This window comes from Amycolatopsis sp. NPDC039088 (assembly GCF_055598845.1).
Genome location: NZ_JBVKAE010000022.1, coordinates 99,380 through 114,900, shown reverse-complemented (window position 1 = coordinate 114,900; position 15,521 = coordinate 99,380). Strand labels below are relative to the sequence as shown.

The following is a 15,521-nucleotide window of genomic DNA, read 5'->3' as shown; positions in this document are numbered from 1 at the left end:
ACAATGTCCTTGCTGACCGATCGGACCGCGGTCGTCACCGGCGGAGCCCAAGGCATCGGGCTCGCCATCGCCGAACTGTTCGCCGCCGAAGGCGCCCACGTGGTGCTCGGCGACCTCGACGGCGACGCGGCCGCGCGTGCCGCCGAGAAACTCGGTGGCGTCGGCGTCCGCTGTGACGTCACCAAAGCGTCCGATGTGGACGAACTGCTCGCAGCAGCCGAAGACACCTTCTCCCCGGTGGACGTCCTGGTCAACAACGCCGGGATCACCAGGGACGCGACTCTGCGGAAGATGACCGAGGACCAGTTCGACCAGGTGATCAACGTGCACCTCAAGGGGAGCTGGAACGGCGTCCGCAAGGCCGCGGCGATCATGCGCGAACGCAGCCGCGGCTCGATCGTCAACATCTCGTCGCTCTCGGGCAAGGTCGGCATGATCGGCCAGACGAACTATTCCGCGGCCAAGGCCGGCATCGTCGGACTGACCAAGGCCGCGGCGAAGGAACTCGCCCACCACGGCGTCCGCGTCAACGCCATCCAGCCCGGTTTGATCCGCACCGCGATGACCGAGGCGATGCCCGCCAAGGTGTGGGACCAGAAGATGGCCGAGATCCCGATGGGCCGGGCAGGTGAGGTCGGGGAGATCGCCTCGGTGGCTCTGTTCCTGGCCTCGGACCTGTCGTCCTACATGACCGGCACGGTGCTGGAAGTGACCGGCGGAAGGTTCATGTGATGGAGCAGTGGGCTCCGCACACCGTCACCACCCGTGAGCTGGTCGATCCGGCGCCGGTCGTGGCACTCGCCGCCCTGTTCGACGACGGGCTGCCCGCCCCGCTGCCCGGCGACGACCTGCCGCCGCTGTGGCACTGGGTCGCACTCCCCCGCTGGCCTGTCTCCTCGGAGCTGGGCAACGACGGGCATCCGGCTCGCGGCACGTTCCTGCCGCCGGTGGACCTGCCGCGGAGGATGTTCGCCGGCGGCGAGGTGACTTTCCACGCCCCGCTAAAGATCGGCGCCACCGTACTCCGTGAATCCACAGTGGATTCGGTGACGGAGAAGTCCGGGCGTTCCGGTCGTCTGGTGATCGTCGTCGTGCGCACCCGTCTGTCCACAGTGGATGGATCGTTGTGCTTGGAAGAGCGGCAGGACCTGATCTATCGCGACCGCGGCACGCCTGCCGAGCCGAAGCCTGCCGACTTCGACCCCGTCGGCGCTCCGTTCCGTCGCGCCGAGGCGGGTTCGTGGGACTTCGCCACCGACCCGACACTGCTGATGCGGTTCTCGGCGGCGACCGCGAACGCGCACCGCATCCACTACGACTGGCCCTACGCCACCCGCACCGAGGGCTACCCCGGCCTGGTCGTGCACGGCCCGCTGATGTCCCTCGCGCTCGCCGAAACCCTGCGCCTGGACCGGCCCGCGGTACGGATACGCCGCCTGAGGCACCGGAATCAGGCACCGTTGTTCTGCGGCGAACCAGCCCAGCTGAAGGCCGCCGGGTCCACGCTGGAGCTGATCGGCCCTGGTGGAACGCCGAGGACCAGCCTGGAAGTCGAATCTCACGAGGAAGGCACTCCCCATGCGTGACGCCGTCATCTGCGAGCCCGTCCGGACCCCGATCGGCCGCTTCGGCGGCTCGCTCAAGAGCGTCCCCGCCGCCGACCTCGCCACCATCGCGCTCACTGGACTGCTCGAGCGCACCGGGATTGACCCCGAAGCCATCGACGACGTTATCCTCGGCCACTGCTACCCCAGCGCGGAAGCGCCCGCGATCGGCCGCGTGGCCGCCCTCGACGCCGGGTTGCCGGTGACCGTGCCGGGCATGCAGGTCGACCGGCGGTGCGGCTCCGGGCTGCAATCCGTGGTCCAGGCCGCCCTCCAGGTGCAGGCCGGGGTCAGCGACGTGATCGTCGCGGGTGGCGCGGAGAGCATGAGCAACGTCATCTTCTATGCCACCGACCTGCGCTGGGGCGCCAAGGGCGGCGGGGTGATGCTGCATGACGCGCTCAACCGCGGCCGCGCCACACCCGGCGGCAAGCACTACCCGGTCGCGGGAGGAATGCTGGAGACCGCCGAGAACCTCCGGCGCGACTACGGGATCACCCGCGAAGAACAGGACCAGCTCGCCTTCACCTCGCACCAGCGCGCGGTCGCCGCGCAGAAGTCCGGGGTGTTCGCCGAGGAGATCATCCCGGTCCCGGTCGAGACCAAGAAGGGGACCGTCGTCGTCGACACCGACGAACACCCCCGCGCCGACACCACCCCCGAGACCCTCGCCAAGCTGCGCCCCGTTCTGGGCAAGCAGGATCCCGAAGCGACGGTGACCGCCGGCAACGCCAGCGGCCAGAACGACGCGGCGGCCGCGTGCGTCGTCACCCATCCCGAGCGCGCCGCCGAGCTCGGTCTGCGTCCGTTGGTGCGGCTCGTTTCCTACGGCGTCGCCGGGGTCGCCCCGAAGATCATGGGCATCGGTCCCGTTCCCGCCACCGCGGCCGCGCTCGCGAAGGCCGATCTGAAGTTCGCGGACCTGGACCTCGTCGAACTGAACGAGGCGTTCGCCGCCCAGGTCCTGGCCTGCACTCGCGAATGGGGCTTCGGTTCGGCCGACTTCGAGCGGCTCAACGTGCACGGTTCCGGTATCTCGCTGGGACACCCCGTCGGTGCCACAGGTACCCGGATCCTCGCCACGCTGGCCCGCGAACTCCACCGCCGGGACGCGCGCTACGCGCTGGAGACCATGTGCATCGGCGGCGGCCAGGGGCTGGCCGCGGTGTTCGAGAAGGTGACATCGTGATGCGGGTCTTCACCTCCACCGACGAGGTCCGCGCCGCACTCGGCGACGAACTCGGCCCCACCGAATGGCTGGTCGTCCAGCAGGATCGGATCGACGCGTTCGCCGACGCCACCGAAGACCACCAATGGATCCACACCGACCCGGCAAAAGCCGCCTCAGGCCCGTTCGGCGCGACCGTCGCGCACGGCTTCCTGACGCTGTCGCTGATCCCACGGTTCGCGAAAGAGCTGTACTGGCTGGATTTCGGCACGGCGCGAATCAACTACGGCCTCGGCAAGGTCCGTTTCCCGTCGCCGGTCCCCGTCGGCTCCCGGCTGCGGGCGAGCGCGACCTTCACCGAGCTCCGGCCCGGAACGGCCGGGGTGACGGTGACGACCCGTTACGTCGTCGAACTCGACGGCGCGGCCAAACCGGCCTGCGTCGCCGAAACCCTGGTCGTCGTCAGCTGAAGGTGGTCGGAATGGCAGTCGCACCTTTTTCCGCACAGCACTGGAGTGCGGTCGAAACCCTCTCCCCCGCTGTTGCCCGCGCCGTCCAGGACGAACGCCTGCGCGAGCAGGCCGCGTACCTGGCCGCGCACAGCGCGTTCTATCAAGCGAAGCTCGGTGCCGACCTGGCGAAGATCCAGACCGTGGAAGATCTCGCCGGGCTGCCGTTCACCGAGAAGCAGGAACTGCGCGACAGCCTCTCTGCCGCCCCGCCGCTGGGCACGCACGTCGCCGCGGAGATGTCCGAGGTCGTGCAGATCCAGGCGTCGTCCGGTACCACGGGCAGCCCGTCCTACGTCGGCCTGACGTCCGGCGACATCGCCACCTGGTGTGAACTCGGCGCGCGAGCGTTGTATGCCAACGGTTTCCGCCCGGGTGACCGGCTGCTGCACGCCTTCGGCATGAGCAAGGGGTTCGTCGGCGGGCTTCCGATCGTGCAGATCCTCCAGTACATGGGGATCGTCGACATCCCGGTCGGGGCGGAGGCCGGCGCGGAACGGCTCCTGCGAGTCCAAGCCGATCAGCGCCCCAACGCACTGATCGGTACCCCGTACTTTCTTTCCCATCTCGCCGAGCAGGCACCGAAGATCGTCGACCGTCCGGCGCGGGATCTCGGTGTCCGCGCGATCAGTGTCGGCGGTGAACCCGGCGGCGGTCTTCCCGCGGTCCGCGAGAAGCTCGAATCGCTGTGGGGCGCGACGTCGCGGGAGATGCTGGGCGGTACGGACATCGCCTGCACGTACTGGGGTGAATGCGAAGCCGCCGACGGTATGCACTTCCTCTCCCCCGACCTGATGATCGCCGAACTCGTCGACCCCGACACCGGTGAACAGATCGCCCCGGTCGAAGGCGCGCAAGGCGAACTCGTCTACACCGCGTTGCGGCGCCAGGCGTCCCCGTTGCTGCGGTTCCGCACCCGCGATCACGTCGTCGTCACCGGAACCGGTTGTTCCTGCGGCCGCACCGGCTACAAGGTCCGGTGCATCGGCCGCACCGACGACATGCTGATCGTTCGCGGTATCAACGTCTTCCCTTCGGCGATCAAACAACTCGTCGCCGAACTGACCACTGGCGAGATGCGGATCCGCGCCGACTTCGAGGGACATTCGACACAACGCCCCCTCCCGGTCATCGTGGAGGACACCGGTCTGACTCCGGAACAACAGGCAGGACTCCGCGCGACCATCGAACAACGGATCCGTTCCGCCCTCAACGTCAAAACCGTTGTCGGCTTCGTCCCCCAGGGTTCGTTGAAGCGTCCAGACCATGTGAAGGTCAACCTCGTCGAGCGGGTGCCCTCATGACGGACTTCTGCCGCCTGGACGAGGCGATCGCGCGGCACGTCCGCGCCGGTGACGCCGTGCACGTGATGATGGGCCACAGCCGCTGGAGCGCGCTGGTCCGGGAACTGGCCCGGCAGCACTGGGGGAAGCCGTCGAAGTTCACGCTGATCATGGCGAGCCTCTCCTCGCTCGGCGCCGTGCTGTTCCGCTCCGGCTGCGTCGAGAAGGTCGTCACCGTCTACTCCGGTGACTCGTTCCCGGTGTTCACGCCGAACCCGGTGTTCCAGAAGGCCTACGCCGACGGTTCGGTCGAGGTCGAGAACTGGTCGTTCCTGAGCTACATCCAGCGTTTGCGGGCCGCGGCCACCGGTGTGCCCGCCGTCGTCACCGGGTCCGTGCGGGACTCCTCGATGGTCGGGAACGAGGGCTACGAGGAGGTCGACACCCGGTTCGGCCGGGTGAGCCTGGTCTCGCCACTGGTGGCGGACGTCGCGCTGGTGCACGCCGCGGTCGCCGATCGGCAGGGCAATCTCGCGATCGCTCCCCCGATGTTCGAGGGTTCGATCGGTGCGTTCGCCGCCCGTCGCGGCGTCCTCGCCACGGTGGAGAAGGTCGTCGACGATCTCCGTCCCTGGTCGTCGCTGGTCCGCGTCCCGGCACACCGAGTGCTCGCCGTCGTGGAGGCACCGTTCGGAGCGCATCCCGGCGGGGTCTTCGCCGGTCCGGAAGGCACACGGCTGCCGGTGGAGGGGTACGCCGAAGACGTCGCGTTCTGGATCTCCGCACGGGAAGCGAGCCGATCGCCGGAGTTCGGCGACTGGATCCGTGAGTGGATCCTCGAGCCCGCCGACCATGACGCGTATCTCGCGAAGCTCGGCAAGGCACGGCTCGACGCGCTCGTCCGCTCCAGCGGTGAGCCGACGCCGCCCACCGGCCGGGGCGAGCACAGTGGGCCCGCGACTCCGGCCGAACGCGCGGCCACCTGGATGGCCGGTCTCGTCCGGGCACGGATCGCGGAGACCGCCGCCGACGCTGTCCTCGCCGGTGCGGGTCTGGCGAATCTCGCGGCCTGGGTGGGTGTCGAGACGGCGAAAGCGGAGGGTCACCGTGTCGCGCTCGCCGCCGAACTGGGGCTCTGGGACTACACACCGACACCAGGCGATCCGTTCATTTTCAGCTTCGCGAACTTCCCGACCTCGTCGATGCTGCTCGACACCGAACAGGTGCTCGGCACGGTGGTCAACGGGCCCTTCACGCGGTCGATCGCCTGCGTCGGCGCGGCCGAGATCGACCGGCTGGGCAACATCAACACGACCCGGATCACCGGTGGCCCTCACCTCGTCGGATCAGGCGGCGCGAACGACGTGGTCACCAACGCCGACGAGACGCTGGTCGTCGGGACGATGAGCCCGCGCCGGTTCGTCGAGCGCTGCGACTACGTCACGAGCCCCGGCGCGCGCGTACATGCCGTGGTGACCGACGTTGGGATCCTGTTCCAGCGCGACGGCGAACTCATCCTCACCCATGTCGCACCCGGCCCCGAACCGCTCGCCGATCGCGTCGAATACGCCCGTTCGCGCTGTGGCTGGGAGCTCGCGGTGGCGGACGATCTGAAGGAACTGCCCGACGTGAGCGCCGACGACCTGGTCCGGCTCCGCAAGTACGACCGCGAAGGCCTGTTCCTCGGTCAGAGCAAGAAGGGAAGCGCATGAGCCGCTACGCACGTTTCGAGAACCTCCGGGTGGACGGCCCGGACGACGCGGGCGTCGTCGAACTCGTCCTTGACGCGCCGAACCTCAACGCGGTCAGCGAGGCCGCGCATGCCGATCTGGCCGACATCTGGCGGGAGTTCGACCGGGATCCGGAAGTGAACGCCGTCCTCCTGCGCGGTGAGGGCAAGGGATTCTCCGCCGGTGGCTCGTTCGACCTGGTCGAGAAGCTGTCGAACGACTACGAGACGCGCACCCGCACGATGCGGGAGGCGCGAGACCTGGTCTACAACGTCATCGACTGCTCGAAGCCCATCGTGTCGGCAATCCATGGCCCCGCGGTCGGTGCCGGCCTCGTCGCCGGTGTGCTGGCCGACGTCTCGGTGGTCACGAAGACCGCCAAGATCATCGATGGGCACACGCGCCTCGGCGTCGCGGCCGGAGACCACGCCGCCGTGTGCTGGCCACTGCTGTGCGGCATGGCGAAGGCGAAGTACTACCTGATGACCTGCCGACCGCTGACCGGCGAGGAAGCCGAGCGGATCGGCCTGGTCTCCCTCTGCGTCGACGAGGACTCCGACCTGCTGCCGACCGCGCGAGAAGTCGCGCGCGAGTTGGCGTTCGGCGCCCCGAATGCCATCCGCTGGACCAAGCAGAGCCTGAACGCGTGGTACCGGCAGGTCGCGGGCGCGATCTTCGATTCCTCGCTGGCGCTGGAGTTCTACGGCTTCGGCGGGCCGGAAGTCCGCGAAGGTCTCGCCTCCCACCGCGAACGCCGCAAGCCCGACTTCACCCGGCGGGAGGACGACGATGCCTGACCCGAACCCAGCGCTGCTCACGGGTTTGCGGGTGGTCGAGATCTCGAGCTACGTCGCAACCCCGTTGTGCGGCCTCACCTTGGCTCAGCTCGGCGCCGACGTCGTCCGGGTCGAACCGCTCGGCGGCGCGGCCGACCGGACCCGGTGGCCGCTGGCCGACTCCGGCACCAGTCTCTACTGGTCGGGGCTGAACAAGGGAAAGCGCGCCGTCGCCGTCGACCTGGAGTCCGAAGTGGACCGGAAACGGGTCGTGGACCTGATCGTCCACGGTGGACCGTGCGTCGTGGTCAGCAACACCGACCGGCATCCGGATCTCGGCTACGCGGAGCTGTCCGCTCGTCGTCCCGACGTGATCCACGTGCTCCTCGAAGGACGCCCCGGCGGAGGCGCCGCAGTGGACTACACGGTCCAGGCGGGGGCCGGCTTCCCGCTGATCACCGGCTCCGCCGAGGCTCCAGCACCGGTCAATCACGTGCTGCCCGCCTGGGACATCGCCGCCGGTCTCTACCTCGCGATCGGATTGCTCGCGGCGGAGCGTCATCGTCAGGAGACCGGACTGGGCCGCGCGATCCGCGTCGCCCTCGAAGACGTCGCCCTGGCCACCGCGGGCAATCTCGGCTACCTGGCGGAAGCACAGGTCACCGACCACGACCGCACCAAATCCGGCAACGACGTCTACGGCACCTACGGCCGCGACTTCCTCACCGCCGACGGAGTTCGCGTCATGCTAGTGGTGCTGACCGAGCGCCACTGGACGAAGCTGCTGACAGCCACCGGCCTCACCGCCGCGTTCGCCGCGCTGAGCGAGTCTTTGGGCATCGACTTCTCGCGGGAATCCGCCCGCTTCGAACACCGTGACGTGATCTCGACGCTGCTGGCCCGCTGGTTCCGGAGCACGACGTTCGACGAGGCCGCCGCCGCGCTGGATCGCCAGCGCATCCTGTGGCAGTGCTACCGGACCTTCGAGGAACTCGGCCGCGGCGCCCTGCGCGACCTCGACCTGTTCGGCGAAATCGACCAGCCCGGCGTCGGCCCCCACCTGGCCCCGAAGTCGCCGATCCTCGTCGACGGCAGCCGCCTCGCTCCCCTCGTGGCGCCGTCGGTCGGCCAGCACAACGCAGAACTGCTGTAGCTCGGGCTTCAGTGATCCGCCGCTGAGCGGTCTTCGCTCGCCGCCCATGATGACAGGAACCTGAGGCCGTCGTGGGCGGCGCTGCCAGGCTCGGCGGTCCAGACGATGAGCTGCTGCTCGGGATCACTCGTACAGGTGAGCGCGTCCCAGTCGAGCGTCAGCTCGCCCGCGACGGGGTGGCGGAGCGTCTTGCTGCCCCGCTCGCGAGCGGTGACGCGGTGATCGCCCCACCAGGCGCGGAAGTCGTCGTCCTTCATCGACAGTTCGCCGACCAAGGCGGCCATCCGCTGGTCGTGCGGGTTGCGGCCGGCTTCCATCCGGAGCATCGACACGGCGGTGCGCGCCATGGCTTCCCACTCGACGTGTAAATTCCGGAACGCAGGGTCGGAGAACATCAGCCACACGTAATTCCGCTTCTTTTCCGGGATCCCCGAGAAATCGACCAGCAGCGCGGAAGCCATCCGGTTCCAGCCGAGAATGTCCATTCGCTTACCGAGCACGAGTGCGGGGCTCGTGGTCAGTTCATCCAGCACCCGCAGCAACTGCGGTGACACCTTCTGCGCGGATTGACGGCGTGGCCGTTCGGCGTCCTTTCCGGCGAGTTCGAACAGGTATTCGCGTTCGTCGTCGTCCAGATGCAACACTCGCGCCAGGATGTCGAGCACGGGCGCGGACGCCTGCCTGCGGCCCTGTTCGATGCGGGTGTAGTAGTCGGGGCTGATCGAGGCCAGGAGGGCGACCTCCTCGCGGCGCAGTCCCTTGACCCGCCGTTTGGCGCCGGTATCGGGCAGCCCGACCGTCCGAGGGCTCACCTCCGACCTGCGGGCCTTGAGGAACTCCCCCAGTTCGTTGGCGTGGTCGTCGCTGCTCATGACCCCATTGTCGCAACAGGTGCAACTCGGGAGCCTGGGCCAATTGTGTCCCTGGACAGTGGTGTGCGGGGCTGGAACCGTCCCATTGTAGGAGCACGTGAGGCGTGTGAGTCTCGAATACGAGGCCGAACGGAATGCCCGGCCGAAATCAAAGTCGAAAGAAAGATCCCACGATGAAGACGAACGTCACCTTCCCGAGCGCCGGGCTCGCGCTGGCCGGTCTCCTGTACACCCCGGACGACCACACCGGCGCCCCGCTGCCCGCCGTCGTCGTGTCCCACCCCGGCGGTGGCGTGAAGGAGCAGACCGCGTCGATCTACGCCGAGCGCCTGGCCCGCGAGGGTTACGCCACCCTGGTGTTCGACGCCGCCTACCAAGGTGAAAGCGAGGGCCTGCCCCGCGGCCTGGAGAACCCCTTCCAACGTGCCGAGGACGTCCGGGCCGCGGTCACCTACCTGACTACCCGCGACGACATCGACCCGGCCAGGATCGGCGCGCTGGGCATCTGCGCGTCCGGCGGCTACGTCCCGTTCGCCGCGCAGACGGACCACCGGATCAAGGCCGTCGCCACGGTCAGCGCCGTGGACATCCGCAGCCTGCTGGTCGAGGGTCTTGGCCGCACCCAGGGTCCGGAGGTCCTGCAGGCCATGCTGGACCAGGCGGGCGCGCTGCGCACCGCCGAGGCGCGGGGCGAGGCGCCGGCCGTGCAGAACTGGGCGCCGGAAAGCCCTGAAGGGCTGGAGGAAGCTCCGACGCTGTACCGCGAGGCCCAGGACTACTACCGCACCCCGCGAGGCGGGCACACCAACTCCACCAACGAGTGGCCGCTGCGCAGCATCGACCAGATCGCGCAGTACGACTCCTACGCGATGATCAAGCTGATCGCGCCCCGGCCGCTGCTGATGATCATCGGCTCCGACGCCGACACCGGTTACTTCAGCCGTGAGGCCATCGAGAAGGCCGACGGGCCCAAAGAACTGTTCGTCATCGACGGCGCCACCCACGTCGCGCTCTACGACCAGGACGAGTACGTCACCCCCGCGGTCACCAAGCTCACCGGCTTCTTCGGCGAGCACCTGACCGCCTGAGCGAGAGGAGAACCCCCATGGAATCCGTGACCTTCAAGAACCGCACGTGGGACGTCGCCGCGGACGTCCGCTTCCCGGAGGGCTTCGACCCGGCCAAGAAGTACCCGGCGATCATCTGCGCCCACCCGATCAGCAGCTGCAAGGAGCAGACGTCCGGCAGCATCTACGCCGAGCGGCTGACCGAGCTCGGCTACGTGACCCTGGCGTTCGACGCGTCGCACCAGGGCGCGAGCGGTGGCGAGCCGCGCTACCTCGAAGACCCCGCCACCCGCGTCGAGGACTTCCGCTGCGCGATCGACTATCTGGTGACGCAGGACTACGTCGACGAGGACCGCATCGGCGTGGTCGGGATCTGCGGTGGCGGTGGTTACGCCGCGAACGCCACGATGACCGACCACCGGATCAAGGCGCTGGGCACCGTGGTCGCCGCGAACTACGGGCGAGTCATGCGCGAAGGCGATCTGAGCGCCAACGCCGCTGTCGCGATGCTCGAGGCGATCGGCAAGCAGCGCACGGCCGAGGCCCGTGGTGCGGAGCCGCACATCACTACCTACATCCCCAACTCGGTCGAGGAACGGGAGAAGGCCGGAATCACCGACATCGACATCGTCAACGCCGTCGAGTACTACACCACCCCGAGGGGGCAGAGCGCCGGCTCCCCCAACAAGCTGCGCTTCTCCGGCCTGGAAGCGGCGGTCGGCTTCGACGCCTTCCATCTGGCCGAGGTGTTGCTGACGCAGCCGTTGCAGGTCATCGTCGGTGACGTCCCGGCCGGATTCGGGTCCTACCGGGACGGATTCGAACTGTTCGACCGGGCCCGCTCGGAGAAGAAGGACATCTTCGTCGTGCAAGGCGCGAGTCACTACGACCTATACGACCAGCCGAAGTACGTCGACCAGGCTTTGGCGAAGCTGGGAAGCTTCTTCGAAGAAAACCTCTGATCAGACAGTGAAGGAGGGGCGACTGCCGAAGCGGTCGCCCCTCCTTCGTCCTAACCTCGGACATCGCGCAGAAGAGGACCGGGCGGCCTCAGTCCTCAAAGAGCCTGACAATGGTGCGTGACGCCGACTCGGCGAAGTCGTCCACTCCGAGCCGGTCCGCCGGGTCGAACCATTCGCCGATGAGGGCGAGCCCTCCCAGCGCCAGGTTCAGGGTCCGGTGCCCTTCGTCCGCCTCGAGTTCCATTCGGCAGGCCCTCGGCGTGAACGACTAGAACGTCCATCTGCGGTTGTCACATCACATCCGCGCATCGTCGTCTCGAGGCCGTAGTCTCGATCACCTGGCCGAAGTCGCCACGAATATGGCAGACCAGTAACAGTCGGTGACAATATCCCGACCTTATTGAGGAGTAAGGCAAATATGGCGTATGGGTCCGGTAACGGCCGGGCCGTGAAGGACTCCTTGAGGGACCCAGAGTCCCTCAAGGAGGCCTTCACAGACTTGGAAATACGGGCAAATGCTACTCAAACGGACAATTTACCACGGTAAGCGTCCTTTATGGACGATCAGGGAAACCTCAGGCACCGTCGCTTAACTTCCTGGCATTGCGGCTGGGCCGAGGGAAGGGGGCCTTCACGCGCTCCCCAAGTACATGAAGGACCCCGTCCTGTACCTAGGTGCAAGGAAGGGGGCCATCATGTATTTCGCCGCGAGCCGGGCCCGCAGGTCACGAGTAGGTACCAAAGAGAGGGTTCGCTCTAGCCCGCATCGCCACTCGCAACCACATTCGACACGCCACGTTTGCCTTACCCCTCAATAACTGCATGCCACCGCGACCACGATTCATGCACATGGTCGGCGCTTCTCGCGATGAAGCGCAGCTTGCCGTGCGCTTGTACAACGACTCGTCGGAGGTTCGTTCCTTCGAGGGCTTCGTCGTCCACATGCACCTTGCCTGGCTTTACCTCCTGCACGCCGAACTCACTCGGGACAGCATCGACTTCCGGTGCTGGCGCACTAGTTTGCGATCACGATTCAGTCGCGGCCTGGTACAAGTCGAAACGCTCCCAGATGCAGAGCACGACTGGTAGGCCAAGCGCCGCTCACGACCGCGACGCGAGTCGAGTCGAACGACAGGGGGCCAGTGACCATGGTCGAATCATCGGATACCGAGAAGCTGACGGCGGAGGGAGATCCGCCGCGGTCTGCTCGGCGGAGTGAGCGGAAAGTCCGCAAGCGCCGCTCGAAGTATCCATGGAGCGAGGCGGTGACTGAAGTCTTTCCGGTACACGCCGACCTGGTCGATCGAGCGGTGGCACGCGAAGGACGACGGTATCGCCGGTACGGCACCTGGCATATGAACTGGTTTCGCCTAACCGGGTTCATCGAGATCGTCTTGAGTTTGACCTTTCCTTTTATGGTCACTTTTCTTCCCACCATCACCGTGGAGTCGAGCTCCCAGAACTTGATATTGACCGGCATCAGCGTCGGCATCGCCTTGGTGGGTTCGGTTCGAGCTTTCTACTCATGGAACGAGAACTGGCGATTGTATCGGACTCAACGGCTCGCCGTGGAGATCATTGTCCGACGCTGGGAGTTGGCTTTACTGAGGCTGACGTTCGCGACCGAGCCGGATCAAGTACGTGCCCACGAAGAGACGAAGCAGGCCATCGACAACCTCAACCAGGTGTTGGAACACGAACAAGACACGGTCACCGGTTCGGTTCGCCTGCCTGAAGAAATCTTGAAGCAGCACCGTTCGGCTGCAGCGTCAGCTACACAAGGACCAGGCGGCACGACATGAGTCGGACGCGCAGCAAACAGAACGTTCAACTTGACGCTTCTCGAAGGCATTCATCAGACCCCTCAATACCGAGTGGTGTCGATGAAGACAGGTGTCGCCGAGATGCCGATCCGAAGATTTCCGTCGTGGAGCCGCACGGCGACACTGGTCCCGAGGGCGTCCACCGCGTGCGCGTCGGGATAGGGCCATTCCCGGGTGAGTTCGATCGGCGGGAGGTCTTCGCGGTGGGCGGTGCCGGGTCGCTGCCAGGCGATCAGCAGTGGCGCGCGGTTGGTTCGCCGAGCCTGGAACAGGTAGAGGTCCGGGTGGCCGGGCACCGAGATCCGGTCGACTTGTTCGGCCCCGCCGAGGTGCCGTGCCATCAGCTCGAACGTGTCGGCGGCCGGGTATCGGTGGCTGACGGTGCCGTCGTCGCCGTAGTCCATGAGTTTGAGCTTGTCGAACATCAGGATCGGGGTGATGCGGAGGTGACGGTCCAGTTTCCACTCCGGCCCGAACGCGTAGTACAGGTTGCGCCGTACGCCCGCCGACAACGCGAGAACGGTCCGCACGACCAGGTCCCGGCAGGCGATCCGATGGCGTTCGTCATCGAGTTCGGCCGGACTTCCGGCCATGAACATCCGCAGGGTGGGCGGCAACTCGTCCATGCGCTCGTAGAGGGCGATCACCGCGGGATCCTCGCCGCCCAGCAGATCCTCGATCGTGTCCGGCATGGGTACTTCGCCGAGGAATTGTCGCTGATGCGCGGCGAGCACTTCGGCCAGATACGGGAGATTCCCGGGGAAGTCCGTCGGCAGGGGGCCGCTGTGTTCGCTGGCGACCACGGGTTGACGGCAGCCATGCGCGGCCAGCTGCTGGTGGCATGCCTGTACCAGCGCCGGAACCAGGTAGGCATCACCGTAGGGGTGGATGTCGAAGACGTCGAAGTACTCAGATCCGTCACGCAGCACCTGACCGAAGAAGCTCGCCCACGTGCTCGCCCCCGCCTGGCCGTCGCCGAGCATCGCCCCGGGTACCGCCCCTCCGAGCACCACCAGCGCGGCCGGGTCGGCGGCCTTGGCCGCGGCGTGGAACACGCGCAGTTGGGCCAGGTACTCCTCGGCCGTGCCCGCCCAGAACAGCGGCAGGCACGGTTCGATCTCGCTCTGCCAGAACCGGATCGCTCCCGGCCGGCGGCCCACCAACTCGGTGACGAACCGGCGGTACCGGTCGATGTCGAGCGCCGGTGATGCCGGCAGCCATCGAGTCTCGTGCCGCGTCGCCCACGGCGAGCTGGCACAGACCGTCACCCAGGCCTCGTCACCGTCGTCGAGCTGATCGAGCAGTGCGTCCACGGTGTCCCACACGAATCGGCCGGGCTCGGGCTCGACCTGCGACCAGTAGAGGTTCACCCGCACAATGCTCGCCCCCAAGGCGCGAGCCTCCGGGACGAACCCGTCCGGCGGGCCGAACATCCCGTAGGTCGTGGCCCGCACCACGCCGACCCGGATGCCGGGCAGCATGTCCGTCATCGCACTCTCCTCTGCCACTCATCTATAGGGGACTTTGCGTCCCCTATACTCATCGAGACCGTAGCAGCGATCGAATCAATAGGGTACCGAGAGTCCCCTAAATACGTTGGGAGTGAGCGTGGCGACGACGTCGGACCACACCGTCGATCCCCGAAAAGGGCCACGGCGGCGCGGGAAAGTGCTGGAACAGGCGATCCTGCAAGCCACGCTGGAGGAACTGGCCGAGACCGGCTACAGCGGCCTGACCGTCGATCGGGTCGCCGCCCGTGCCCACACCAACAAGACCGTGATCTACCGTCGCTGGCCGAGCCGCGCCGCACTGGCTGTCGCCGCGCACCTGCATGTCACAACGGCCGAGGAGGTGCCGGACACCGGCGACCTCCGCGCCGACGTCCTCGGGCTGCTGCGCGGCGCGGCTCAGCGGCTCAGTTCCCCGCAAGGGGAGATCCTCCACATCCTCGCCGCCGAGATGGGCAACGAACCCGACCTGGTCCGCGCGATCCGTGATCAGATGGTCGAGACCGGTCTCACGCGATGGCTGACCGTGCTCGGCCGCGCGGTCGCCCGCGGGCAGGCCCGCCCCGAAGCGCTTTCGCCCCGTATCGCCACGGTGGCGGTCGACCTGCTACGTCACGAGTACCTGGTCCGCGGCGTCACCGCCATCACCGACAGAACCATCACCGAAATCGCCGACACGGTCTACCTTCCTCTCGTGCGAGTCTGAGGAGATGTCCCAGAACTCGGCGTAGCGGCCGCCATGCCGCAACAGTTCGTCGTGGCTGCCGTCCTCCGCGATCCGGCCCCCGTCCAGGAACACGACCCGGTCGGCGCGTCGGACGGTCCGCAACCGGTGCGCGACCATCACCACGGTCCGGCCCGCCATCAGGCGTTCGATTCCTTCGTGGACGGCTGCCTCGTTGATCGGGTCCAAGGCGGAGGTCACCTCGTCGAGCAGCACGATGGGCTCGCCGCCGCCCGCACCTCGGCTTCGTCGGCGTCGGGACGGCCGAGGCGCACGTTCTCCTCGATGGTGCCGTCGAACCCCGCGCCCGGTCCCGGGAGGTCAGGCACGAGTTGATGGTAG

18 protein-coding genes are annotated in these 15,521 nt (G+C 67.3%); 13 read left to right on the top strand and 5 right to left on the bottom strand.

The window, feature by feature from the left end; all coding sequences use genetic code 11:
* Positions 1 to 3 precede the first annotated feature (3 nt).
* From fabG to ACZ7KI_RS26585, 8 genes are read left to right on the top strand one after another with little or no spacing between them, the layout of a single operon-like run.
* Positions 4 to 732, top strand: coding sequence for a 3-oxoacyl-ACP reductase FabG (gene fabG / locus ACZ7KI_RS26620; protein WP_470217855.1), 729 nt, complete (start codon positions 4 to 6; stop codon positions 730 to 732).
* A complete protein-coding gene (locus ACZ7KI_RS26615; RefSeq protein ID WP_470275798.1) occupies positions 732 to 1,586 on the top strand; it encodes an HTD2 family dehydratase in 855 nt (284 codons plus the stop codon). Before fabG ends, ACZ7KI_RS26615 begins: the two co-directional genes overlap by 1 nt.
* Entirely contained in the window at positions 1,579 to 2,793 is a 1,215-nt protein-coding gene (locus ACZ7KI_RS26610; protein WP_470275797.1) for an acetyl-CoA C-acetyltransferase, read from the top strand. Before ACZ7KI_RS26615 ends, ACZ7KI_RS26610 begins: the two co-directional genes overlap by 8 nt.
* A complete protein-coding gene (locus ACZ7KI_RS26605; RefSeq protein ID WP_470275847.1) occupies positions 2,793 to 3,242 on the top strand; it encodes a MaoC family dehydratase in 450 nt (149 codons plus the stop codon). The genes ACZ7KI_RS26610 and ACZ7KI_RS26605 overlap by 1 nt, the downstream gene beginning before the upstream one ends.
* Positions 3,243 to 3,253: 11 nt before the next feature.
* Entirely contained in the window at positions 3,254 to 4,585 is a 1,332-nt protein-coding gene (locus tag ACZ7KI_RS26600) for a phenylacetate--CoA ligase family protein (protein ID WP_470275796.1), read from the top strand.
* Complete coding sequence (locus ACZ7KI_RS26595) at positions 4,582 to 6,276, top strand: CoA-transferase (RefSeq protein ID WP_470275795.1); 1,695 nt, start codon at positions 4,582 to 4,584, stop codon at positions 6,274 to 6,276. Before ACZ7KI_RS26600 ends, ACZ7KI_RS26595 begins: the two co-directional genes overlap by 4 nt.
* On the top strand, positions 6,273 to 7,091 hold the full coding sequence (locus ACZ7KI_RS26590) for an enoyl-CoA hydratase/isomerase family protein (RefSeq protein WP_470275794.1): 819 nt from the start codon (positions 6,273 to 6,275) through the stop codon (positions 7,089 to 7,091). Before ACZ7KI_RS26595 ends, ACZ7KI_RS26590 begins: the two co-directional genes overlap by 4 nt.
* On the top strand, positions 7,084 to 8,223 hold the full coding sequence (locus ACZ7KI_RS26585; protein WP_470275793.1) for a CoA transferase: 1,140 nt from the start codon (positions 7,084 to 7,086) through the stop codon (positions 8,221 to 8,223). The genes ACZ7KI_RS26590 and ACZ7KI_RS26585 overlap by 8 nt, the downstream gene beginning before the upstream one ends.
* An 8-nt stretch (positions 8,224 to 8,231) precedes the next feature.
* Here ACZ7KI_RS26585 and ACZ7KI_RS26580 read toward each other — a convergent pair whose 3' ends face one another.
* Positions 8,232 to 9,095: a helix-turn-helix domain-containing protein gene (locus ACZ7KI_RS26580; protein WP_470275792.1), complete on the bottom strand. Its 864-nt coding sequence runs from the start codon at positions 9,093 to 9,095 to the stop codon at positions 8,232 to 8,234.
* Positions 9,096 to 9,268: 173 nt separating this feature from the next.
* On the opposite strand from ACZ7KI_RS26580, the gene ACZ7KI_RS26575 reads away from it, so the two are divergent.
* Together ACZ7KI_RS26575 and ACZ7KI_RS26570 are read left to right on the top strand one after the other, a co-directional pair.
* Positions 9,269 to 10,183, top strand: a complete 915-nt coding sequence (locus ACZ7KI_RS26575) for an alpha/beta hydrolase (protein ID WP_470275791.1) — start codon at positions 9,269 to 9,271, stop codon at positions 10,181 to 10,183.
* Between the two features lie 17 nt (positions 10,184 to 10,200).
* A complete protein-coding gene (locus ACZ7KI_RS26570) occupies positions 10,201 to 11,124 on the top strand; it encodes an alpha/beta hydrolase (protein ID WP_470275790.1) in 924 nt (307 codons plus the stop codon).
* A gap of 88 nt (positions 11,125 to 11,212) precedes the next feature.
* Here the strand turns inward: ACZ7KI_RS26570 and ACZ7KI_RS26565 are convergent, their stop codons facing one another.
* Positions 11,213 to 11,368 (bottom strand): hypothetical protein, encoded by a 156-nt coding sequence (locus tag ACZ7KI_RS26565; protein ID WP_470275789.1) that lies wholly within the window; start codon positions 11,366 to 11,368, stop codon positions 11,213 to 11,215.
* 578 nt (positions 11,369 to 11,946) lie between these two features.
* On the opposite strand from ACZ7KI_RS26565, the gene ACZ7KI_RS26560 reads away from it, so the two are divergent.
* Both ACZ7KI_RS26560 and ACZ7KI_RS26555 read left to right on the top strand, forming a co-directional pair.
* On the top strand, positions 11,947 to 12,213 hold the full coding sequence (locus ACZ7KI_RS26560) for a DUF3644 domain-containing protein (RefSeq protein WP_470275788.1): 267 nt from the start codon (positions 11,947 to 11,949) through the stop codon (positions 12,211 to 12,213).
* A 59-nt stretch (positions 12,214 to 12,272) separates the two neighbouring features.
* Positions 12,273 to 12,926, top strand: coding sequence for a DUF4231 domain-containing protein (locus ACZ7KI_RS26555; protein ID WP_470275846.1), 654 nt, complete (start codon positions 12,273 to 12,275; stop codon positions 12,924 to 12,926).
* Between the two features lie 62 nt (positions 12,927 to 12,988).
* Here the strand turns inward: ACZ7KI_RS26555 and ACZ7KI_RS26550 are convergent, their stop codons facing one another.
* Positions 12,989 to 14,437, bottom strand: a complete 1,449-nt coding sequence (locus ACZ7KI_RS26550; RefSeq protein WP_470275787.1) for a hypothetical protein — start codon at positions 14,435 to 14,437, stop codon at positions 12,989 to 12,991.
* Positions 14,438 to 14,555: 118 nt separating this feature from the next.
* Between ACZ7KI_RS26550 and ACZ7KI_RS26545 the strand changes: the two genes are divergently transcribed.
* Positions 14,556 to 15,161 (top strand): TetR/AcrR family transcriptional regulator, encoded by a 606-nt coding sequence (locus tag ACZ7KI_RS26545; RefSeq protein WP_470275786.1) that lies wholly within the window; start codon positions 14,556 to 14,558, stop codon positions 15,159 to 15,161.
* Here ACZ7KI_RS26545 and ACZ7KI_RS26540 read toward each other — a convergent pair.
* Complete coding sequence (locus tag ACZ7KI_RS26540) at positions 15,063 to 15,395, bottom strand: hypothetical protein (RefSeq protein ID WP_470275785.1); 333 nt, start codon at positions 15,393 to 15,395, stop codon at positions 15,063 to 15,065. The genes ACZ7KI_RS26545 and ACZ7KI_RS26540 overlap by 99 nt on opposite strands.
* Positions 15,377 to 15,508, bottom strand: a complete 132-nt coding sequence (locus tag ACZ7KI_RS26535; protein ID WP_470275784.1) for a hypothetical protein — start codon at positions 15,506 to 15,508, stop codon at positions 15,377 to 15,379. The genes ACZ7KI_RS26540 and ACZ7KI_RS26535 overlap by 19 nt, the downstream gene beginning before the upstream one ends.
* Between the last annotated feature and the right edge of the window lie 13 nt (positions 15,509 to 15,521).